A 21,436-nucleotide genomic window follows, 5' to 3' on the forward strand; every position below is an offset into this window, starting at 1 on the left:
CGCCCCTTGACGCAGGCTCGCCGAAAGGGGCACACAGGAGAGGCATGGTGCTCAACGCGGCGCAAAGCGCCGGAGCATAATCGGGAATGGGGGTGGGCGGACCAAGTTGCGGCGCCCAAAACCCCAGCCGCCCCCGCGACTGTAAGCGGTGAGGGACTTCGATCAGCCACTGGGCCGCAAGGCTCGGGAAGGCCGAAGAACCCCAGTGAACCGCGAGCCAGGAGACCGGCCCTGCACGTTTTGAGGCCAAGGCCGTCGGGTGTGACGGCAGGAAGGAATTGAGCCATGCATATCGAACCCGGACTGGTATCCGACGCCAAGCTCATGTTGAGTTACGCAACCGGCATCGCCGCAGGTGGCGTTGCCTTGAAGCTCGCGGCCGAGACCGTGCGCGAGCAGGGCGTCGTCTCGTTCGCCGTGCGGACGCTGGCCACGACGGCGCTCGTCTTCATCTTCTTCGAGATCCTGCCGCACTTCCCGGTCGGCGTCTCCGAAGTCCACTTCATTCTCGGCTCGACCTTGTTCTTGCTGTTCGGCCCTGCGCCTGCCGCCTTTGGCCTCGCCTTCGGCCTGCTGTTCCAGGGCATCTTCTTTGAGCCACCCGACCTGCCGCAATACGGCATGAACGTCACCACACTGCTGGTGCCGCTGTTCGCGATCCAGGCGATCGCCACGCGGATCATTCCGCGCAACACCGCCTATGTCGATCTCAAGTACCGGCAGGCGCTGGCGCTCTCGACGACCTACCAGGCCGGCGTGATCGCCTGGGTGGCGTTCTGGGCTCTCTATGGCTCCGGTTTTGCGATGAGCAACCTCGCGAGCATTGCGACGTTCGCGGCGTCCTACGCGCTCGTCATCGTGATCGAGCCGCTCGCCGATCTCGCCGTGCTGGCGCTGGCGAAGTCGCTGCGTGGGGTCACCGCGCCCGGCCTCGTTACCCCGCGCCTGCACAACGCGGCCTGAGAGATCAGCGAGGGGCGGTACGCCGCCCCTCGCGCTCGCGATGCTCACGCTCTCCCTGATAGGCATCGGCTGCGGCGATCCCGACCAGCTCACGCGCGCCGCGATCCGCGCCATCAACGCGGCCGATCTCGTCCTGATCCCGCGCAAGGGAACGGCGAAGTCCGACCTTGCCGATCTCCGTCGGACGATCTGCGCGGACGTGCTCACAAGCGACAAGACCGAAATCGCCGAGTTCGATCTTCCCGTGCGCGACGCCGGTGAAACGGATTACCGCAAGGGCGTGGACGATTGGCACGATGCGGTGGCCGCGACCTGGTCGCAGACGATCGCAAGACACCTTGCAGGCGAGGGCAAGGTTGCGCTGCTGATCTGGGGCGATCCCTCGCTCTACGATTCCTCGCTGCGCATTGCGCGTCGGCTCAATCCGGCGCCTGACATCGAGGTCGTGCCCGGCATCACCTCGATCCAGGCGCTCTGCGCTGCACATGCGTTGCCGCTCAATGATATCGGCGAGCCTTTTCTGGTCACGACGGGGCGGCGCTTGCGCGAGGGCGGCTGGCCGCAAGGTGTCGACACCGTGGTGGTGATGCTCGACGGCGGCACGGCGTTCCAGTCGCTGGATGCGGCAGGTCTCCACATCTATTGGGGAGCCTATCTCGGCATGCCCGATCAGATCATCCTGTCCGGCGCGCTGGCCGATGTCGGCGAGCGCATCGTCGCCGCGCGGCAGGATGCACGCGCGCGGCACGGCTGGATCATGGACAGCTACATCCTCAAGCGCGCGGGTTAAGCGAGGCAGCATGCTCCCCGAATGGGTCTATCGACAGTGCCCCGAAATCTCCGCGCTCCATCGCGAGGCGGCGATCGCGCGGCAGGCGCAGCTCACAAAACCAACCGGTGCACTCGGCCGGCTCGAGCAGCTTGCGATCGAGCTTGCCGGCCTGCAGGCGACGGAGCTGCCCCGCGCCGCGCGCGTGCCGATCATCGTCTTCGCCGGCGATCACGGCATCGTCGCGCAAGGCGTCTCGGCCTATCCGCAAGAAGTGACCATCGCGATGATGGCGAATTTTGCCGCCGGCGGCGCGGCGATCTCGGTGCTGGCGCAGGAGCTTGGTTCGAGCCTGGAGGTGGTCGACGCCGGCACGCTGGCGCCAGGCGAGATGGGCGGCATCATCACCGACAAGCCGCGCGGCGGCACCCGCGATTTCAGCGTCGAGGCCGCGCTCCAGCCTGCGGAGCTGGCGTTTGCTTTTGAAGCCGGCCGGCGCGCGGTTGCGCGTGCGGCGACCAATCAGCCCGATCTGCTGATCTTCGGCGAGATGGGCATCGGCAACACCACGGCGTCGGCGGCGATTGCGGCGGGCCTGCTCGGCGTGAGTGCCGGGGAGATTGCAGGCAGCGGCACCGGTGTCGATGCGGCCGGCCGCGCGCACAAGGCACGCGTGATCGATGCCGCGATTGCGCTGCATGGCGTTGCGGGGGAGACGACCGACAAAATCCTGTGCGCCGTCGGCGGCCTCGAGATCGCGGCGATCTCAGGGGCGATCATCGCGGCCGCGCAAGCCCGCATCCCGGTCATGATCGACGGTTTCATCGTGTCGGTGGCAGCGCTCGCAGCAGTGCGGCTGAATCCGTCGTGCCAGCCGTTCCTGCTTGCCTCGCATCAATCGGCCGAGCAGGGGCATCGTCTGGTGCTGCGGGCACTGAACGTGCAGCCGCTGATCAGCCTCGATCTCAGGCTCGGCGAGGGATCGGGGGCTGCCATCGCGCTGCCGCTGGTGCGCCTCGCCTGCGCGCTCCACAACGGCATGGCAACATTCGCACAGGCCAACGTGCCTGACAGACCTAGCTGATCCGCTGATTGACAGCGACGACGCGCCAGCCGGCCGCCAGGCGATCGATCCGGGTCAGCGACAGCGGATCGATCACGAAGCGCAGGGCGGCTTGTGGCGTGAGGTCCAGCGCGATGCAGAGCGCGGCGCGGATGGTGCCGGAATGCACGACGAGCGTGGCCGATCCGGTCCCGATCCGCGACAGACCCAGCCGGACGCGCGCGACCTGATCCGCAAAGCTCTCGCCGCCCGGCGGGCGTCCGCCAGCCGGATCACTCCAGAACTGCGCGTAAGTCTCGCCGCCGGTTGCGGAAAGCTCGTCGTGCCGATGGCCTGTCCAGTCGCCGAAATCCTGCTCGCGGAATTCACCGATCAACTCCGGTTCGAGCCCCAGTGCGCGCGCAGTTTCGACCGTGCGCCGCGAGGGGCTGGCATAGCTGACGGCATTCCCAGGCAGACGCCGCTGCAGCGCCTCCAGTTGCGCGTGGTCGCCGAGATCGGCCGGCGCGTCGGCGGCGTGGATCGTCCCCTTCACGCCCTCGACGGGTGCGTGCCGTATCAGCCAGAGGAAGGTCTCGCCTTCCATGCTCATCTCCAAGGAAGTTGGTCGTGGTGACCATAACGCCGCAACTCGCACATTGACTCTGTCTTGATGGTAATCCTAGATGCTCCCGACGGTTTCCCCGAGAGGGGATGAAAAGGGAATGCGGTGCGGGGACGTTGTCCCCAATGCCGTGGCTGCCCCCGCAACTGTGAGCGGCGAATCTTGCCTCACGAGCCACTGGGTATCTCGGTCCCGGGAAGGCGATGCAAGGTACTGACCCGCGAGCCAGGAGACCTGCCGTCAGCCGTGGTCACACGCGAAGATGTCGGTCGGGGAGTACAGGCATTCGGCTTCATCGGACGGCTGCAAGGCCAAAGGTGAGACCTCGTTCGCTGTGACGTGCCACTGACGTCATACCGAGGTCCGAAACCGTGTTGTCCATCCGCATCGTACGATCGCGAGAATTCCTGCTCGCCTCCACCGCCCTCACATTCTTTGCCGTTCTCGATCTGCCCGCTGCGCTGGCGCAGCAGCTGCGCGAACCCCTGCCGCCTGTCGAGGTATCGCCGGCCGAGGCCCGCAAGCAGGCGAGACCAGCCGGCCGGGACGCGCAAAGCCCGCGCCGCGCGGCCGCGCGCAGGCCGGCGAGCGCAGTAACGGCGCCCACGCCCGCCTTGCCCGCCGCGACCGCACCGACGCCGCTCAACTCCAATGCCGTGGCCGAAAGCGCCTCGCGGCTCGGCCTGGCGGTGCGGCAGACGCCCGCAACCGTCGAGGTGATCTCGGCCGAGACGATGCGCGAGCAGGGCTATCGCACCGTGTCCGAGGTGGCGCAGGGCGCCGTCGGCGTTACCTCCGGCGACAATCCAGCCGAGCCTGCGGGCTTTTCCATGCGCGGCTTCACCAACAGCCAGATCAACACGCTCTACAACGGCATCAAGATCGGTCCGCAGAACATGACCTCGCGGATCACCGACACCGCCAATCTGGAGGCGGTGGAATTCCTCAAAGGTCCGGCCTCGCTGATGTCGGGCGAGGGCGCCGCCGGCGGAGCCGTCAACTTCGTCACCAAGCAGCCGCACACCGGAGCTATCCGGAACGAAGCTGATTTCTCCTGGGATTCGCTGAACTCGTTCCGCACCCATTACGGTTCGGGCGGCAGCACCAACGTGCAAGGCCTCGATTACCGCTTCGACATCAGCCGTTCCGCGCTCAACGGCTTTGCCGACGACACCAACGTCAAGACGTTCGGCACGTCCGGCCAGCTCAATTACCGCATCTCGGACAGCCTCAAGATCTGGGGCGCGATCGAGTACCGCGAGGACCGCTCGAAAGCCTATTGGGGCGCACCGCTGGTGCCGATCGCCTTCAGCGGCTCGCACGCGACGAGCGGCATCGTCTCCGGCAATTACGTCTCGAACTACAACGGAACCAATCTCGGTGCTGTCACCATCGACGACCGCACCTTCAACACCAACTACAACGTGCTCGACAACAAGAACGTGGCGCAGGAAGTATGGCTGCGTGGCGGTTTCGAGCTGAAGCTGGCGCCTGACCTGACGTTGAAAAGCCAGGCGTACGGCTACGGCGCCGAGCGCAAATGGTTCAACAATGAGATCGAGGCGTTCAATTCCACCACGAACCTGGTCGATCGCGAGCGCTTCTATGTCGCGCACAGCCAGCGCCTGGTCGGCAACGTCACCGACCTGATCTGGGATACCGATATCGCCGGTTTCGACAACCGGCTGGTCACGACGCTCTCGTCGAGCTATCTCGATTTCGTCAGGCCCGGCGCGGCGAACTTTCCCGGCGATTCCGTTTCGCTGGTCGATCCCAACCGTGGCTTTTACGGCCTGCTCACGACGCAGCAACAGACCGCGCGCATCGACAACGAGGCGCTGTCGTTCGAAGACCGGCTGAAGCTGACGCGCAGCTTCGCGCTGGTTGGTGGCCTGCGCGTCGAACATATCGGGCTCGACCGCAACTCGACCGACGTCAACGGCCTCGTAAAGGCAGGTTTTCCGTACACCAAAGACTGGGCGCCGGTGACCGGCCGCATCGGCTACACCTGGGAGGCCGTTCCCGGCCTGACCTTCTACAGCCAATACGCCACCGGCGCCGACGTCGCAGCCAATAACATCTTCCTGCTCGCACCCACCCAGCCGCTCGACCTGACCACCGCGCGCACCTACGAGACCGGCGTCAAACACCTGTTCTGGGACAACAGGGCCGAATGGTCGTTCTCGGCATACGACATCCAGCGCAAGAATGTCTATGCAGCGGCCGGCGGGATGCAACTCAACATCGCGGGACGACAGGAATCCAAGGGCGTCGAGCTCGCCGCGTCCGTTCGGCCGATCGAACCGTTGAGGCTATGGGGCAACATCGCCTATGTCGATGCGCGCTATGCCGATTACAATTTCACCGGCGGCTCGTTTTCCGGCAATACGCCGCCGAACGTGCCGCGCATCGTCGCGAACGCCGGCGCGTCCTACCGGTTCTTCACGCCCTGGCCGGTGGAGCTCGGCATCACCGGCCGCCATGTCGGCGACCGCTACAACACCGACGCCAACACGGTGACAATGAAGGCGTATACCGTTGCCGACGTCTACGCCTTCGTCGACATCCCCAGGACAGTGTTCAACGCGGTGGAGAAGGCCAGGCTGACTTTCCGCGTTCGCAACATCACGGACAAGCGCTACGCGATCTGGGGCGATCCGTTCTATCCGGACCAGATTCTCCTGGGCGCGCCCCGAACCTACGAACTCTCGGCGTCCTTCAAATGGTAGGACGCTGACCGCATGATGCGCGCGACCGTCCTGCTGCACCGCTGGCTCGGGATTGCGTTCTGCCTGCTGTTCGCGATGTGGTTCGCGACCGGCATCGTCATGCACTTCGTTCCGTTTCCGTCGCTGACGGAAGCGGAGCGATTTGCAGGGCTCGCGCCGGTCGAGCGCGCGGAGCCGCAGATCGCGGTTGCGGACGCCGTGGTCGCGAGTGGAATGAGGGACGCGACACGGGTCAGGTTGATCCGGCGCAGCGATGGACTCGCTTACGTTGTCGCGGGAGCATCGGGGCTGCGCGCGTTGCACGCGTCCGACGGAGGTGACGCCTTGGTGAGGTCGGTCGACATCGCTCTCGCGATTGCGCGCGATCATGCCAGCCGTCGCGGGCTCGACGCCGCGCAAGCAACAGTGCAGGCGCAGGCGGACCACGATCAGTGGACCGTGCCGAACGGCTTCGATCGACATCGCCCGCTGTTTCGCATCGTGCTCGCAGATCCCGACGGCACGGAAATATACGTCTCCTCGCGCACCGGCGAAGTGGTCCTCGACACGATACGGAGCGAACGGGGGTGGAACCTCGTGGGCAGCGTGCTGCACTGGATCTATCCGACCGTGCTGAGGCGAAATTGGGCGCTATGGGACGGCGTCGTCTGGACATTGTCGCTGCTGGCCCTGATCGCGGCCGTGCTTGGCGCGGCGCTCGGGATCATCCGGCTGCGGATGAGGGACGGTCAACTCGCAACGCCTTACCGCGGCTGGCACGCGTTGCATCACCTCCTCGGCCTGGCGGCGATGGTGTTCGTGCTCACCTGGATCTTCAGCGGCTGGCTCTCGATGGACCACGGGCGGTTGTTCTCGCCCGGACAGTTGATGCCTCCAGAGGCCGGCGTGATCAACGGTGCGCCGGATTGGCGGGAGGTCGCATCGCTCGATCGCCAGCCAATATCCTCCTCGGCCCGCGAGGTCGAATGGTTCGGCTTCAATGGCACTGTCTATCGGCGCGACCGCGTCGCGCTCGATGATCAGAGATTGATCGGGGCAGGGGATCTGCCGCACCAGCAGCGGACGGCCTTTCTCAGCGCGCGCGAGGTATCGGCACTGACGGCGCGCCTCTCCCCGGACTGCAAGACGCCGGTCGTCGTCGCCGATGACGATGTCTACCTCATGCGATCGGCTCTCCCGGCTGCTCCTGTCTTTCGCTCGCGCTGCGGCGATCTCTGGTTCGACATCGATGGCGCGGACGGCCGCGTGCTGCAACGGCTGGATGCCTCGCGCCGCGCCTATCGTTGGCTGTATGGCGCACTCCACACACTCGATTTTCCGATTCTCATGGCACATCCGCGTTTGCGCGATGTCATGATCGTCGGCCTCTGTGCGCTAGGCTTCGTGTTCTCCATGACCGGCGTCGTCATCGGCTGGCGGCGCTTGCGGCTCTCCCTGACAGGCTGACCTCAGGCGAACCAGCGACGATCGCAACGCGCGGCGGCTCTTCGAGGCTTGGGAGGGTCCAAATAGCGGTGAGATCCTGCTGGCGAAGGGCCGGTTAGTGGCATACCATTTGCAAGCGAATGGGCTCTGGTTTCACCTGCCCTTGGCCAACGATGGCCGGATCACTGGCATTACTGGGAGGACTTCATGGATCGCAGGACCGTATTGAAGGGACTGGCGGGCGCGGGCGGTCTGGCATTGACTGGACTCTCGGCCCCGGCCATCGCGCAAGGCGCCTCGGCTCGCACGCTCCGCTTCGTGCCGCAGGCCAATCTCGCCAATTTCGATCCGATCTGGGGCACGCAATATGTCGTGCGCAATGCCGCGGCGATGGTGTGGGACACGCTTTACGGCATCGATGCGCGACTGCAGCCGCAGCGGCAAATGGTCGAGTCCGAGGAGACCTCCGACGACGGCAAGATCTGGACCTTCAAGCTGCGCCCGGGCCTCAAGTTCCACGACGGCGAGCCGGTGCTTGCCAAGGACGTCGTTGCGAGCCTGTCGCGCTGGGCTGCACGCGATCCGATGGGGCTGATGATCCTCGCGATCCAGCAGGAATTGACCGCCGTCGACGACCGCACCTTCAAATGGGTCTTGAAGCAGCCCTTCCCGAAAATGCTCTACGCGCTCGCCAAGAACAACGCGCCATGCTCCTTCATCATGCCCGAGCGCATCGCCAAGACCGATCCCTTCAAGCAGATCACCGAATATATCGGCTCGGGCCCGATGAAGTTCGCCAAGAGCGAATGGGTCCCCGGCGCCAAGTCGGTGTTCGAGAAGTTCACCGATTACGTGCCGCGGCAGGAGAAGGCGTCGTGGCTGGCCGGCGGCAAGCAGATCATGGTCGATCGTATCGAGTGGATCGTGATGCCGGATCCGGCCACTGCAGCAGCCGCATTGCAGAACGGCGAGGTCGACTGGTGGGAAAACCCCATCGCCGATCTCGTGCCCGTGCTGAAGAAGAACAAGAACATCAGCGTCGACATCGGCGATCCCCTCGGCAATATCGGCTCGTTCCGCATGAACCATCTGTTCGCGCCGTTCAACGACGTGCGGGCGCGGCGTGCGGTGCTGATGGCGCTCAGCCAGGAAGACTACATGCGCGCCATCGTCGGCGACGACAACGCATTGTGGAAGTCGTTGCCCGGCTTCTTCACGCCGGACACGCCTGTTTACAACGATATGGGCGGCGAGATCCTGAAGGGCAAGCGCGACCTCGACGCCGCCAAGAAGCTTCTGGCCGAGAGCGGCTATTCCGGCCAGCCGGTGACGTGCCTGGTCGCGCAGGATCAGCCGATCACGAAGGCGCAAGGCGACGTCACCGCGGACCTGCTGAAGAAGCTCGGCATGAATGTCGACTTCGTCGCGACCGATTGGGGCACGGTCGGCTCCCGTCGCGCCGCAAAGACACCACCGGGACAGGGCGGCTGGAACATGTTCCACAGCTGGCATGCCGGCGCCGATTGCATCACGCCCGCCGCCTACACGGCCATCCGCGCCAACGGAGACAAGGCCTGGTTCGGCTGGCCGAACAGCCCGAACACCGAGAAGGAGATCACTGGCTGGTTTGACGCCAAGAGTGTCGACGAAGAGAAGGCGGCGATCGGACGGGTCAACAAGGCGGCGATCGAGGATGTCGTCTACGCGCCGACCGGCTTCTTCCTGACCTACACGGCCTGGCGCAAGAACGTCTCCGGCATCACCAAGGGGCCGCTGCCGTTCTTCTGGGGCGTGTCGAAGTCCGCATGATCGCGCGCTGAGGCCAGATGCTCTCTTACATCCTCCGTCGCATCGTCGCGACCTTGCCGGTCATGGCAATCGTCGCACTGTTCGTGTTCAGCCTGCTCTACATTGCGCCGGGTGATCCGGCCGTGGTGATCGCGGGCGACCAGGCGAGCCCGGAGGATGTGGAGCGCATCCGCCAGAGTCTCGGCCTCGACCGGCCCTTCCTGATCCAGTTCGGAAGCTGGGTCTGGCGCATCCTGCACGGCGATCTCGGCACCTCGATCTTCACCAACCTGCCGGTGTCGGCGATGATCGGACAGCGCTTGGGGCCGACGCTGTCGCTGATGATCGTCACGCTGCTGCTCACGATCGTGGTGGCGGTGCCGCTCGGCGTGGTGGCGGCGTGGAAGGCCGGCAGCCTGATCGACCGCGTCATCATGGGCTTTGCCGTGTTCGGCTTCTCGCTACCGGTCTTCGTGGTCGGCTACATGCTCGCCTACGTCTTCGCGCTCGAGCTGGAATGGCTGCCGGTGCAGGGCTATACGCCGCTCACGCAAGGTTTCTGGCCGTGGCTGGAGAACCTGATCCTGCCGGCGATCGCGCTCGGCTGCGTCTATATCGCGCTGGTCGCGCGCATCACCCGTGCCGCCATGCTCGAAGTGTTGCAACAGGACTATATCCGCACGGCCAAGGCCAAGGGCCTCGGGCAGGGCGGCATCCTGTTCATTCACGCGCTGAAGAACGCGGCGGTGCCGATCGTGACCGTGATCGGCATCGGCATCGCGCTCCTGATCGGCGGCGCGGTGGTCACCGAAAGCGTGTTCGCAATCCCCGGCCTCGGCCGGCTCACGATCGATGCCATCCTGCGCCGGGACTATCCCGTCATCCAGGGCATCGTGCTGCTGTTCAGCTTCGTCTACGTCCTCGTCAATCTGATGATCGACGTCATCTACACGCTCGTTGACCCGAGGATCCGCTATTGACCGATACGACCGTCAATCCGCAATCGCTCCCGACCGGCCTCGTCCTTGCCCCGCAACTGCCCGAGATCCTCCGGCCGGTCACGATCCGGCGAGGCTTGATCGGGTTGTTGCGCGGCCACCCCACCGTTGCGATCGGCGGCGCGCTGCTGCTGACGCTGGTCCTGATCGCGATCTTCGCGCCCTATCTCGGGACGGTCGATCCGACCGCGCTCGCGCCGGCAAAACGCACCCGCGCACCGTCGGCCGATTTCTGGTTCGGCACCGACGTGCTCGGCCGCGACATCTATTCGCGCGTGCTCTATGGCGCCCGCGTCTCGCTCACGGTCGGCCTGTCAGTTGCCATCTTCGCGTCCGCCGCCGGTCTCGCCATCGGCATGGTCTCCGGCTTCATCCGCTGGGCCGACGGCATTCTGATGCGCTTCATGGATGGTTTGATGTCGATCCCGCCGATCCTGCTCGCGATCGCGCTGATGGCGCTGACGCGGGGCAGCGTCGGCAACGTCATCCTCGCCATCACCGTTGCCGAGATCCCGCGTGTCTCGCGCCTCGTCCGCAGCGTGGTGCTGTCCCTGCGTGAGCAGCCCTACGTGGACGCAGCCGTCGCCTGCGGCACGCGCACGCCGATGATCATTCTCCGGCATATCCTGCCCAACACGGTGGCACCGATGCTGGTGCAGGCGACCTACATCTGCGCCAGCGCCATGATCACCGAGGCGATCCTGTCGTTCATCGGCGCCGGGACGCCGCCGACCATTCCATCCTGGGGCAACATCATGGCCGAGGGCCGCGCGCTGTGGCAGGTCAAGCCCTACATCGTATTCTTCCCGGCGGCCTTCCTCTCCGTCACGGTTCTCGCCGTGAATTTGCTTGGCGACGGCCTTCGCGATGCGCTCGATCCGCGCATGGCGAAGAGTCTGTGATGTCGCCTCTGATGCGTCGAGGCTGATCGCGATGGCTTTGCTCGAAGTCGAAAATCTCCAGACCCATTTCCGCACTCCCGGCGGCATCAACCGCGCGGTCGACGGCGTGTCCTTCCATGTCAACGAAGGAGAGACGCTCGCCATCGTCGGCGAGTCTGGCTGCGGCAAGTCCGTGACCTCGATGTCGCTGATGCGATTGATCCCGGAGCCGCCGGGCAGGATCGCAGGGACCATCCGCTTTGCGGGCAGGGACCTCCTTAAGCTTTCCGACCGCGAGATGCGCGCGATCCGCGGCAACGACATCTCGATGATCTTCCAGGAGCCGATGACGAGCCTGAACCCGGTGCTCACCGTCGGCCGTCAGATCCGCGAGACCTTGATGATCCATCAGGGTCTCGACAAGCAGGCCGCCGAGGCGCACGCGATCGAGATGCTGACGCTGGTCGGCATTCCCGAGCCGAAGCGCCGCGTGCGCGAATATCCGCATCAGCTCTCCGGCGGCATGCGCCAGCGCGTCATGATCGCGATCGCGCTCGCCTGCAATCCCAAGCTTCTGATCGCCGACGAGCCGACCACCGCGCTCGACGTGACCATCCAGGCGCAGATCCTCAAGCTGATGCTGGACCTGAAGAGCCGGGTCGGCGCTGCCATCATTCTGATCACCCACGATCTCGGCGTCGTCGCCGAGATCGCCGAACGCGTCATGGTGATGTATGCCGGCCGCAAGGTCGAGGAAGCCCCTGTGGCCGAGCTGTTCCGTTCGCCGCGGCACCCCTATACGCAAGGCTTGCTCGGTGCGGTGCCGCGGCTCGGCTCGTCGCTAACAGGCACGGCACGGAGGCTTGCCGAGATTCCCGGGCAGGTGCCTGACCTGCGCAAGCCCATCAGCGGCTGCGTCTTCGCGGGCCGCTGCGCGCTTGCGACCGATCTGTGCCGGCAATATGCGCCGGGGCTCGAAGAGAAAGGGCCTCGCCACATCGCCGCCTGCCATTACGCGGCCAAGGGGGCCGTCGCGGCATGAGTATTCCGTTGCTCCAGGTCAACGACCTCAAGAAACACTTTCCGGTCAAGAAGGGCCTCTTCCAGCGCAAGTCCGAATGGGTCTATGCGGTCGACGGCGTCTCCTTCGAGATCGCGCGCGGCGAGACGCTGTCGCTGGTCGGCGAGTCCGGCTGCGGCAAGTCGACGGTCGGCCGCGCCATTCTGCGACTGTTCGACATCACCGCAGGCCAGGTGATCCTCGATGGCCAACGCATCGACGACGCCGCACCAAGCACGATGCGGCAGATGCGCCGCCGTGTGCAGGTGGTGTTCCAGGATCCGTTCTCGAGCCTCAATCCGCGCATGCGCGTGCGCGACATCCTGGCCGAGCCGATCCGCAATTTCGGCCTCGCCAAATCGGCGGAAGATCTCGAGCTGCGCGTCACGTCACTGATGGACACCGTGCGCCTGCCGCGCGAGGCGCTGAACCGCAGGCCGCACGAATTCTCCGGCGGCCAACGCCAGCGCATTGGCATCGCGCGGGCGCTCGCGGCCGAGCCCGAGCTGATCGTCTGCGACGAGGCGGTCTCGGCGCTCGACGTCTCGGTCAAGGCGCAGATCGTCAATCTGCTGCAGGATCTCCAGCGCGAGTTCGGCCTCGCGCTGCTGTTCATCAGCCACGATCTTGCGATCGTCGAGCACATGACCCACCGCGTCGCCGTGATGTATCTCGGCAAGATCGTCGAGGTCGCCCCGCGCCGCGAGATATTTGCCGCACCGAGACATCCCTACACCAGGGCGCTGCTCTCCGCAGTGCCGCTGCCCGAGCCCGGCGCCGAGCGCAATCCCATCATCCTGAAGGGCGACGTTCCGAGCCCGATCAATCCGCCAAAGGGCTGCCGATTCCATACCCGCTGTCCGCTCGTGTTCGATCGCTGCCGGGTCGAAGAGCCGGTGCTCCGCGCGGCCGGGGACGAGCAGTGGGTGGCCTGTCATCTCGAGGACGGCGCTGCGGCGATGAGCGGCTGAAGGGTGAAATCTGCATCAGAAATTCGTCAATGAAAACAAACCCCATTCGACTGTGCATGGGGTTGTTTTCGCAGTTTTGATGGGGCCGGCCTCAACCCTGCCGGCGCAGGAAGCCCGTGATCGTCACTTTTTCCCAGATGCCGGCGGCGGCAAAGGGATCGGCGCGGTTGAAGGCCTCAACCTCGCCGCGGCCGGGCGCCTCGATCAGGAATAGGCTGCCGATCATCGTTTGACCATCGTCGGAGATGAGCGGCCCCGACATCACGATCTTGACGCCGAAGCGCGAAGTGTCGCTCAGGAAGGCCTTGTGGGCATCGTAATTGGCGAGCCGGGTCGGCAGCGCGCCGGCGCGGTCGACGGCGTGAATGGCGAACAGCATGGTGTCTCCGTGTCTTGGCTCGGTTCTTGGGACGGCCGCCGAGGCGGCCGTCCGGGCGTGATGGGTGGATTTACTTGGCGCTGAGCTTGCTCGCGTCTTCGAAGGTCGGGCAGGTCCGCTGCTCCAGCGGCACGTCGAACGGCTGGTAATTGTCCTTGGTGATCACGGTCGGCTTCAGCACGATCTCGTTGATGACAGGTTGGTTGCGCAAGGAGCGGATCGCCATCATGGTGCCGAGACAGCCTTGAGCAAAGCCGTTGTAGTCGCCGCTCGCGAGCAGCTTGCCGGACTTGATCGCGTCGATGGCTTCCTTGGTGCCGTTGATGCCGATAACCTGCGCCTTCCGGTTCGCACCGTCGAGCGCCTCGATCGCGCCGACCGCCATGGCGTCGTTGGCAGCCAGCACGCCGTCGATCTGCGAATTCGACTGCATCAGGTTTTCCATGACCTGGAGCGCCTGCAGCCGCTGGTAGTTGCCGGGCTGCGAGGCGAGCAGCTTGACACCAGGCGCCTCCTTCAGCGCGTCGTTGAAGCCGCGGACGCGGTCGACATTGGTCAGCGAGCCCTTGACGCCCTCGATGATGACGATGTTGCCCTTCCCGCCGAGCGCCTTGAGCAGGAAGCGCGCGGTCTCGAGGCCAAGGCTGTAATCGTCGGCGCCGACGAAGGACAGAAACTTGCCGCCCGCCGAACGGTCGGTGATGTTGACGACCGGGATCTTGGCCTCGTTGATCTTCTCGACGCCGGGCACCATCGCCTTGTAGTCGACCGGCGTGAACACGATCGCGCTCGGCTTCTTCACCACGACGTCCTCGATCTGGCTGAGCTGCTCGGGGATCGAGTCCGGCTTGGTCGGGATGTATTGCAGCGTCTTGGCGTTCAGTACCTTCGCCATGTTGTCGGCACCGACCCGCACCGTCTGGAAGAACGGATTGGTCTGGTTCTTGGTGAAGACCGCGATGGTCTCGCCGTCGGCGCGCGCTTCCGTGGTGAATGCCGCGGCCATCAGCAGCGGCAGCGTCAGGTAACCCAGTTTACGTTTCATGTTGCCTCCATCCCTCGTTTTGCTTGTTGGTAGTTCAGGAACTCATTGCGCGCGGCGGCGGGTCTTCATGTCGAGCCAGACCGCGAGAATGACGATGATGCCTGTCACCAGCGGCTGCCAGTTGGCGCTGACCGACAGCAGGTTCATGCCGTTCAGCACCAAAGTCAGGATCAGCGCGCCGATGAAGGTGCCGAACACCGTGCCGACGCCGCCGAAGAGCGAGGTGCCGCCGATCAGCACGGCCGCGATCGCCGGCAAGGTCAGGCTCTCGCCGATATCGGCCTCCGCCGAATTGAGCCGCGACAGGAAGATGATCGAGGCCAGTCCCGCCATGGTGCCCGAGACCGCATAGACCAGCAGCAGGCGGCGCGCGACGGGAATGCCTGAAAGCCGCGCCGCGACCGGATTGGCGCCGATCGCATAGATCTCCTGTCCCCAGACCGTGCGCTGCGCGAAGAATGTCCCGATGCCGAGGAACACCAGCAGCAGATAGACCGGGATGGGCAGGCCGAACAGATACCCGCTGCCGATCTGGCGGAAGCCCGCGGGGAAGCCGTGCAGGGTTTCGCCTGCCATGTACCAATAGGTGAGGCCGTTCAGCACCCAGAGCATGCCGTAGGTGGCGATGAAGGAGGGGATGCGCAGCGCGGTGACCATGATGCCGTTGAGGAGGCCGACGATGCCGCCGCAGGCAAGCCCGGTGAGAATGCCGAGCGCCGGCGAGCCGGTCTTGTGGATCACCGTGCCGGCGATGCAGGCGGACAGCGCGACATTGGCGCCGACCGAGAGATCGAGGCCGGCGGTCAGCACCACCAGAGTCAGGCCGGAAGCGATGAAGAAGGTCAGGCTCGCCTGCCTGAGCACGTTGAGGATGTTGCCAAGGCTCAGGAAAGAGTCGCTGAGCACGGCAAGCACCGCGCAGATCAGCAGTGCCGCCAGCAGGCGATAGAACACCTGGATGGCGTCTTGCGAGAGGAGGGAGTGTGGCGGCGTGATTGTGTCCTTGCTGATGTCGGTCATGCCCGGCTCCTGAGGCCGTCGAGGAACAGAGCGAGGATGACGAGGACGCCGACGCTTGCGACCTGCACCGAGGACGGCAGTGAGATCAGGTTCAACCCGTTGCGCAGCACGCCAACCGAGAGGACGCCGAGCAGGGTGCCGAGCAGCCAGCCATTGCCGCGCTCGAACGAGGTGCCACCGACGGCGACGGCCGCGATGGCATCGAATTCGAGGCCGAGGCCGGCGGTGGGGTGGCCGGAGTTCATCCGCGCCGTCATCAACAGGCCGGCGATGCCGGCCATGGCGCCACCGATCGCATAGACCGCGATCAGCAGCTTGTTCGGCGACAGACCGGCATAGCGCAGCGCCTCGCGGTTGCCGCCGAGCGCGAAAATGTAGGTGCCGAAACGGGTGTGGTAGAGTAGGCCGTGGAACGCGGCGTACGTCACCAGCGCCATCACGATCGGGACGGGCACACCGAGAAGCGTCGCCGAGTAGATGTCGCGCACGCTGTGGGGAATGCCGACAACGCTCTGGCCGTCGCTGACGATCAGTGACAGACCCTGCGCCATGCCGAGCGTGCCCAGCGTCGCGACGAAAGGCGGAATGCCGAGAATTGCGACCAGCCAGCCGTTGGCGATGCCGAACGCCGTACCGACCAGCAGGCCGGCACCCAGGCCCAGCAGCATCGAATTGGTTGCGAGCGACACGATTGCGACGCACAGCGAGGTCAGCGTCAGCACCGCACCCATCGACAGGTCAAGTCCCTCCGTCATGATGATCAGCGTCATCGGCAACGCGAGCATGGTCAGAATGGTCGACTGCACCAGCACATTGGAGAGGTTGGCGACGGACAGGAAGCCGGGTGCGATCACGCTGAACAGCGCGATCAGCAGCACCAGCACCATGGCAACGCCGGGAATGCGCTGCAGCGGATTAGGCTGTGATACGACCACGGCTTCACGCATGATGCATCCCCAGTCGCACGATGTTCTCCTCGGTCAGTTCGTTGCGGGTCAGGTGCCCGGCGATGCGCCCTTCGCGCATCACATAGGCGCGGTCGCAGACGTGGCAGATCTCGATCTGCTCGGACGAGATCATCAGCGCGGCCGCGCCCTCCGCGACAAGGCGGTCGATCAGGGCAAAGATCTCCGATTTGGCGCCGATGTCGATGCCGCGGGTCGGCTCGTCGAAGATGAAGAGCTTCGAGCCGGCCGCCAGCCACTTGCCGATCACGACCTTCTGCTGGTTGCCGCCCGAGAGCAGGCCGACGGTCTGGCGCGCACTCGGCGTTGCGATGCGCAGCTGCCGGATCAGGCCGTCGGCGGTGCGCTGTGCGCTGCGCTGGTCGAACAGGCCGCTCGGAAACAGCTTTCGCAGCGCCGAGACCACCAGATTGTCGCTCACCGAGCGCAGCAGCGCGAGGCCCTCGCTCTTGCGGCTCTCCGGGATCAGCGCGATGCCGCGGCGCGCGGCGAGATCCGGTTCGCCGGATATGCTCTTGCCGTCGAAGATGATCTCGCCCGATGTCACGGGATCGGCGCCGAAGATGGCGCGCGCGACCTCGCTGCGGCCGGAGCCCACCAGGCCGCACAGGCCGACGATCTCGCCACGACGCACCTCGATGTTGATGTCGGAGATGCCGGTCGCGGTGGTCAGGCCCTTGACCTCGAGCAGCAGTTCGCCGGGCTTGTCGGCAAAACTGCGCGGGTAGGTCATGTCGACGTTGCGGCCGACCATCATGCGCACGAGCTGGTCCGGCGTGACGTCGGCAGGCCGGACACCGTCGATGCGGCGGCCGTCGCGAAGCACGGTGATGCGATCGCCGATCGCGAACACCTCGGCCATGCGGTGGGAGATGTAGACGATGGAAACGCCGTCGGCCTTCAACCGCGCGATCAGTTCGAACAGCAGCTCGGTCTCGCGATCGGACAACGCGGCGGTCGGCTCGTCCATGACGAGGATGCGGGCGTTCTGGCTGATCGCCTTCGCGATCTCGACCATCTGCTGCTGTGCCACGCCGAGTTTGTCGACGGTCGTGGAAGGATCGATGTCGAAGCCGATGGTGCCGAGCACGCGCTTCGCATCGGCGAGGATCTTGCGGCGGTCGATGGTGCCGGGGATGCGTCCGCCGGGCTCGCGGCCGAGGAAGATGTTCTGGGCGATGTCGAGATAGGGGACCAGCGAGAATTCCTGGAAGATCACGGCAATGCCGAGCTTCTGCGCGTCCGCGGTCGATGAGATCGCGACCTTCTCACCCTTGTGGTAGAACTCGCCGGCATCGGCGCTGTAGGCACCGCACAACACCTTCATCAGGCTCGACTTGCCGGCGCCGTTTTCGCCGAGAAGCATGTGGACCTCGCCGGGGTAGACGGCAAAGGACACGTCGTCCAGCGCCTTGACGCCGGGAAATTCCTTGCTGATGCCGCGCAGCTCCAGCAGCGGCGTCGGCGAGGTGACCTCGATGGGGAGCGCGTCGTTCATGCCTTGTCGCTCATGTCTTGGCTCCGCCTGCAAAGATCTTTCCGGGGTTCATCAAACCATTCGGATCGAGCGCGGTCTTGATGGAGCGCATCACATCGACGGCCTCGCCGAGCTCGTCGGTGAGATAGTCGATCTTGCCGAGTCCGATGCCATGCTCGCCGGTGCAGGTGCCGTCCATGGCGATGGCGCGGGCGACCATGCGGGCCTGCAGCGCCTTGGCGCCTTCGGTCTCCTCCGGTCTTGCCGGGTCGATCAGGATCAGCATGTGGAAATTGCCGTCGCCGACATGGCCGACGATCGGCGCGGTGAAGCCGTGCTCGTCCGCATCGCGCCGCGTCTCGGTCAGGCATTCCGCCAGCCGCGAGATCGGCACGCAGACGTCGGTGATCACGGCGCGCGCGCCCGGCCGCAGGCCGAGGCCGGCATAGAGCGTGTTGTCGCGGGCGTGCCAGAGCCGGCTGCGGTCTTCCTGCGCCTTGGCCCAGGCAAAGCCATGGCCGCCATGGTCGGCCGCGATCGCCTGCGCGGCCTCGGCCTGCTCGGCGACGGATGTTTCGGAGCCGTGGAATTCGAAGAACAGGGTAGGGGCCTCGCGATAGCCGAGCTTGGCGTAGGCATTGATGCCGCGCATCATGACGTCATCGAGCAGCTCGATGCGCGCGACGGGGATCGCGGATTGGATCACGGAGATCGCGGTATCGACGGCGTCGTGAAGCGTGTCGAAGCTGCAGACGGCGGCCGAGATCGCCTGCGGCACCGGGTGGACCTTCAGCGTGATCTCGGTGATGATTCCGAGCGTGCCCTCCGCGCCGACGAACATGCGCGTCAGGTCATAACCGGCGGCTGATTTTCGCGCGCGCTTGGCGGTGCGGATGATACGGCCGTCGACCAGGACGACCTCGAGCGCCATGACGTTGTCCTTCATGGTACCGTACCGAACCGCCATGGTGCCGGAGGCGCGCGTGGACGTCATGCCGCCGATCGAGGCGTCGGCGCCGGGGTCGATCGGAAAGAACAGGCCGGTGTTGCGCAGCTCGGCATTGAGCTGCTTGCGCGTGATGCCGGGCTGCACGACGACATCCATGTCGCTATCGTGCACGGCCAGCATCTTGTTCATGCGCGCAAGGTCGAAGCAGACGCCGCCGGCGATCGCCGCCGCATTGCCTTCGAGCGAAGTGCCGGCGCCGAATGGCACGATCGGCACGCCCGCGCCGGCGCACAGCTTGACGATCTCGGCGACCTCCTGCGTGGTTTCAGGAAAGACGACGATGTCGGGCGGCAAATTGCGATAATGCGACTCGCTCTGCCCGTGCTGATCGAGCACGCCCCGCGCAACGCTCGCGCGCGAACCGATCATGCCTGTGAGGCGATCGGCCAATGCTGCCGTGCTGACCCGCGGTCCCATCCTCAGCTCCGTCTGCTCCCTGTTGCCGGACTCTTGTTGGTCCTTCGTCCAGCTTAAGCCGCTCTCGCCTCGCTCGCGACCTGCTTCAGGCCGAAATCGTAGTTGAGATGAAAATACTCGGTGTCCACCATGCGACCATCCGGCGCACGGCCAGCGGGCTGACGGACAAACTCCCGGATCAGGCTGTCCTTGACGCCGAACACCACGTCGCTGTCGAGATACTGGTCGCCGGCAACGAACACGTGCGTCACGAGCTGCTCGTAACCGGGCGCCGAGATCATGAAATGCACATGGGCGGGACGCCAGGGATGGCGCCCCTGCGCCTCCAGCATGTCGCCGACCGGGCCGTCATGCGGAATGGGATAGGCGGCAGGCTTGATCGACCAGAAATGGAATCTGCCGCTGGCATCGGTGTGGAAGCGCGCGCGCATCGCGAGATCGCCGATGGCGTCGAGCTGCTGCACGTCGTAATAGCCGTCGTCGTCGGAATGCCAGACGTCGACGATGGCCCCCGCCAGCGGCTTTCCGTCCACGGCCGAGACCGAGCCGGTGACCAGCATTGGATCACCTTCCATCGGGCCGGAGATGTCCGCGCCGCTGTCCTTCTCCGGTGCGGCCTGGACGAAGAACGGCCCGAGCACCGTGGTCTCGGTTGCGCCCTCCGGCACCGGATGGTTGATCGCATCGACGAGCATGGAGACGCCGAGCGTATCCGACAGCAGGATGAACTCCTGGCGCTTGTCGTCGCACATGTGTCCCGTCCGGGTCAGGAAATCGATGCCGTATTCCCATTCCTTCTGGGTCGGCCGCACTTCGCGAACGAAGGCGTGCAGGTGGCGAACCAGCGCCTCGCTAACCTCTTTGATGCGCGGATCGGTTGCGCCCGCGATCCGCTCCAGCACCGCGTCGGTGATCGTGGTCTCGTTGAAATTGCGCATGCTTATCTCCGTCGATCAGAGTTTCGGCTCGCCGAGGCCGGACAGTCGTTCGAGGTGCTTGACGGTCGCGATGAAGTCGGCCTCGCCGTCGCCTTGCGCGACCAGCGCGCCGTAGGTCTCGCGCACTTGCGCGGCGAGCTGAAGCGGCACGCCGATGGCGTGACCGGCACCGAGAATGAGGTCGAGATCCTTGGCCATCTGCTTGCAGGAGAAGGTGGACTCGAAATCGCGGCTGCGCAGCGGCGCGGTCTTGTACTTCACCATCGGCGAAGCGACGGCGCTGTCGTCGAGCACCTTCAAGATGTCCTGCCAGGCGATTCCGCCCTTGCGCGCCAGTGCCAGGCTCTCGGCCATCATCGCCGCCGACACGGCAATCATCAGATTGACCGAGAGTTTGGCGTAGCGCGCTTCCTCGGCTGGCCCGAGATAGGTCTGCGCGCGGGTGAAAGCGGCGAACAGCGGCATCGTGTTCTCGAAGGCATCCTTCGGTCCCGAGACGAAGCAGGACAGCCCGCCGGTGTGAACGATGCTGGCATTGCCGGAGACCGGCGCACGTAGATAGGCGATGCCGCGCGCCTGCGCGGCGGCCGCGACCTCGTTGGACGCCTCGACGCTCACGGTGCTGGTCTCGACCAGAACAGCTCCGGGCGACATCGCCGCGATGAGGCCGGCCGGGCCGAGCAGCGCGCCGCGTAACGCGGCGTCATCGGGCAGCGACGTAACGACAGCGGCCTTGCCGCTCACGGCCTCGGCCGGCGATGCCGCAATCGAAATGCCCTGCGCGCGGGCTTCGTCGAGCCGCGCCACGCTCCGATCGAACGCGGTAACGGTGTAGCCGGCCTCGGCAAGGAGCATCGACATCGGCAGGCCCATCTTGCCGATTCCGATGAAAGCGATGTTTTTCGAAGCATCTGTCATTTGTTGTCGTCCGTTGG

19 protein-coding genes and 2 riboswitches are annotated in these 21,436 nt (G+C 65.3%); of the genes, 10 read left to right on the forward strand and 9 right to left on the reverse strand.

The window, feature by feature from the left end; all coding sequences use genetic code 11:
• Positions 1-28: 28 nt before the first annotated feature.
• Positions 29-248: riboswitch (cobalamin riboswitch) on the forward strand.
• A 37-nt stretch (positions 249-285) separates the two neighbouring features.
• Genes ACFDR6_RS22515 through cobT form a run of 3 tightly spaced genes read left to right on the forward strand, consistent with a single transcriptional unit; the run spans position 286 to position 2,816 of the window.
• A complete protein-coding gene (locus ACFDR6_RS22515) occupies positions 286-963 on the forward strand; it encodes an energy-coupling factor ABC transporter permease (RefSeq protein ID WP_317240219.1) in 678 nt (225 codons plus the stop codon).
• Between the two features lie 40 nt (positions 964-1,003).
• Positions 1,004-1,753: a precorrin-6A synthase (deacetylating) gene (cobF, locus tag ACFDR6_RS22520; RefSeq protein WP_375859528.1), complete on the forward strand. Its 750-nt coding sequence runs from the start codon at positions 1,004-1,006 to the stop codon at positions 1,751-1,753.
• A gap of 10 nt (positions 1,754-1,763) precedes the next feature.
• A complete protein-coding gene (gene cobT / locus ACFDR6_RS22525) occupies positions 1,764-2,816 on the forward strand; it encodes a nicotinate-nucleotide--dimethylbenzimidazole phosphoribosyltransferase (protein WP_375859529.1) in 1,053 nt (350 codons plus the stop codon).
• Here the strand turns inward: cobT and ACFDR6_RS22530 are convergent.
• Positions 2,809-3,381 (reverse strand): histidine phosphatase family protein, encoded by a 573-nt coding sequence (locus ACFDR6_RS22530; protein ID WP_375859530.1) that lies wholly within the window; start codon positions 3,379-3,381, stop codon positions 2,809-2,811. The genes cobT and ACFDR6_RS22530 overlap by 8 nt on opposite strands.
• A 72-nt stretch (positions 3,382-3,453) precedes the next feature.
• Positions 3,454-3,655: riboswitch (cobalamin riboswitch) on the forward strand.
• Between the two features lie 115 nt (positions 3,656-3,770).
• Here ACFDR6_RS22530 and ACFDR6_RS22535 point away from each other — a divergent pair.
• The 7 genes from ACFDR6_RS22535 (at position 3,771) to ACFDR6_RS22565 (ending at position 13,251) form a co-directional block, all read left to right on the forward strand.
• Entirely contained in the window at positions 3,771-6,128 is a 2,358-nt protein-coding gene (locus tag ACFDR6_RS22535; RefSeq protein WP_375859531.1) for a TonB-dependent receptor, read from the forward strand.
• A gap of 12 nt (positions 6,129-6,140) precedes the next feature.
• Complete coding sequence (locus ACFDR6_RS22540; RefSeq protein WP_375859532.1) at positions 6,141-7,574, forward strand: PepSY domain-containing protein; 1,434 nt, start codon at positions 6,141-6,143, stop codon at positions 7,572-7,574.
• Positions 7,575-7,760: 186 nt separating this feature from the next.
• Positions 7,761-9,362 carry an ABC transporter substrate-binding protein gene (locus ACFDR6_RS22545; protein WP_375859533.1) on the forward strand — a complete coding sequence of 534 codons (1,602 nt, stop codon included), beginning with the start codon at positions 7,761-7,763 and terminating at the stop codon, positions 9,360-9,362.
• A gap of 17 nt (positions 9,363-9,379) precedes the next feature.
• Positions 9,380-10,321, forward strand: coding sequence for an ABC transporter permease (locus tag ACFDR6_RS22550; RefSeq protein WP_212092465.1), 942 nt, complete (start codon positions 9,380-9,382; stop codon positions 10,319-10,321).
• Positions 10,318-11,241: an ABC transporter permease gene (locus ACFDR6_RS22555; protein ID WP_375859534.1), complete on the forward strand. Its 924-nt coding sequence runs from the start codon at positions 10,318-10,320 to the stop codon at positions 11,239-11,241. Before ACFDR6_RS22550 ends, ACFDR6_RS22555 begins: the two co-directional genes overlap by 4 nt.
• A gap of 31 nt (positions 11,242-11,272) precedes the next feature.
• Entirely contained in the window at positions 11,273-12,262 is a 990-nt protein-coding gene (locus ACFDR6_RS22560; protein WP_375859535.1) for an ABC transporter ATP-binding protein, read from the forward strand.
• Positions 12,259-13,251: an ABC transporter ATP-binding protein gene (locus tag ACFDR6_RS22565; RefSeq protein ID WP_375859536.1), complete on the forward strand. Its 993-nt coding sequence runs from the start codon at positions 12,259-12,261 to the stop codon at positions 13,249-13,251. The genes ACFDR6_RS22560 and ACFDR6_RS22565 overlap by 4 nt, the downstream gene beginning before the upstream one ends.
• Positions 13,252-13,342: 91 nt before the next feature.
• Here ACFDR6_RS22565 and ACFDR6_RS22570 read toward each other — a convergent pair whose 3' ends face one another.
• The 8 genes from ACFDR6_RS22570 to ACFDR6_RS22605 form a co-directional block, all read right to left on the reverse strand.
• Positions 13,343-13,630 (reverse strand): YciI family protein, encoded by a 288-nt coding sequence (locus ACFDR6_RS22570; RefSeq protein ID WP_375859537.1) that lies wholly within the window; start codon positions 13,628-13,630, stop codon positions 13,343-13,345.
• Between the two features lie 70 nt (positions 13,631-13,700).
• Complete coding sequence (locus ACFDR6_RS22575; RefSeq protein ID WP_375859538.1) at positions 13,701-14,675, reverse strand: sugar ABC transporter substrate-binding protein; 975 nt, start codon at positions 14,673-14,675, stop codon at positions 13,701-13,703.
• A gap of 42 nt (positions 14,676-14,717) precedes the next feature.
• Entirely contained in the window at positions 14,718-15,695 is a 978-nt protein-coding gene (locus ACFDR6_RS22580; protein WP_212092470.1) for an ABC transporter permease, read from the reverse strand.
• A complete protein-coding gene (locus tag ACFDR6_RS22585; protein ID WP_317240207.1) occupies positions 15,692-16,642 on the reverse strand; it encodes an ABC transporter permease in 951 nt (316 codons plus the stop codon). Before ACFDR6_RS22585 ends, ACFDR6_RS22580 begins: the two co-directional genes overlap by 4 nt.
• Positions 16,635-18,158, reverse strand: coding sequence for a sugar ABC transporter ATP-binding protein (locus ACFDR6_RS22590; protein WP_375859539.1), 1,524 nt, complete (start codon positions 18,156-18,158; stop codon positions 16,635-16,637). Before ACFDR6_RS22590 ends, ACFDR6_RS22585 begins: the two co-directional genes overlap by 8 nt.
• Before the next feature lie 10 nt (positions 18,159-18,168).
• On the reverse strand, positions 18,169-19,563 hold the full coding sequence (locus ACFDR6_RS22595; RefSeq protein ID WP_375859540.1) for an FAD-linked oxidase C-terminal domain-containing protein: 1,395 nt from the start codon (positions 19,561-19,563) through the stop codon (positions 18,169-18,171).
• Between the two features lie 53 nt (positions 19,564-19,616).
• The gene (locus tag ACFDR6_RS22600) at positions 19,617-20,501 is read right to left on the reverse strand and encodes an intradiol ring-cleavage dioxygenase (protein ID WP_212092474.1); all 885 of its coding nucleotides are present in this window, start codon (positions 20,499-20,501) and stop codon (positions 19,617-19,619) included.
• A gap of 15 nt (positions 20,502-20,516) precedes the next feature.
• Positions 20,517-21,419, reverse strand: a complete 903-nt coding sequence (locus ACFDR6_RS22605; RefSeq protein WP_375859541.1) for an NAD(P)-dependent oxidoreductase — start codon at positions 21,417-21,419, stop codon at positions 20,517-20,519.
• Between the last annotated feature and the right edge of the window lie 17 nt (positions 21,420-21,436).

Origin of the sequence: Bradyrhizobium tunisiense, assembly GCF_042263385.1 — a bacterium.
Classification (GTDB): Bacteria; Pseudomonadota; Alphaproteobacteria; order Rhizobiales; family Xanthobacteraceae; genus Bradyrhizobium; species Bradyrhizobium tunisiense.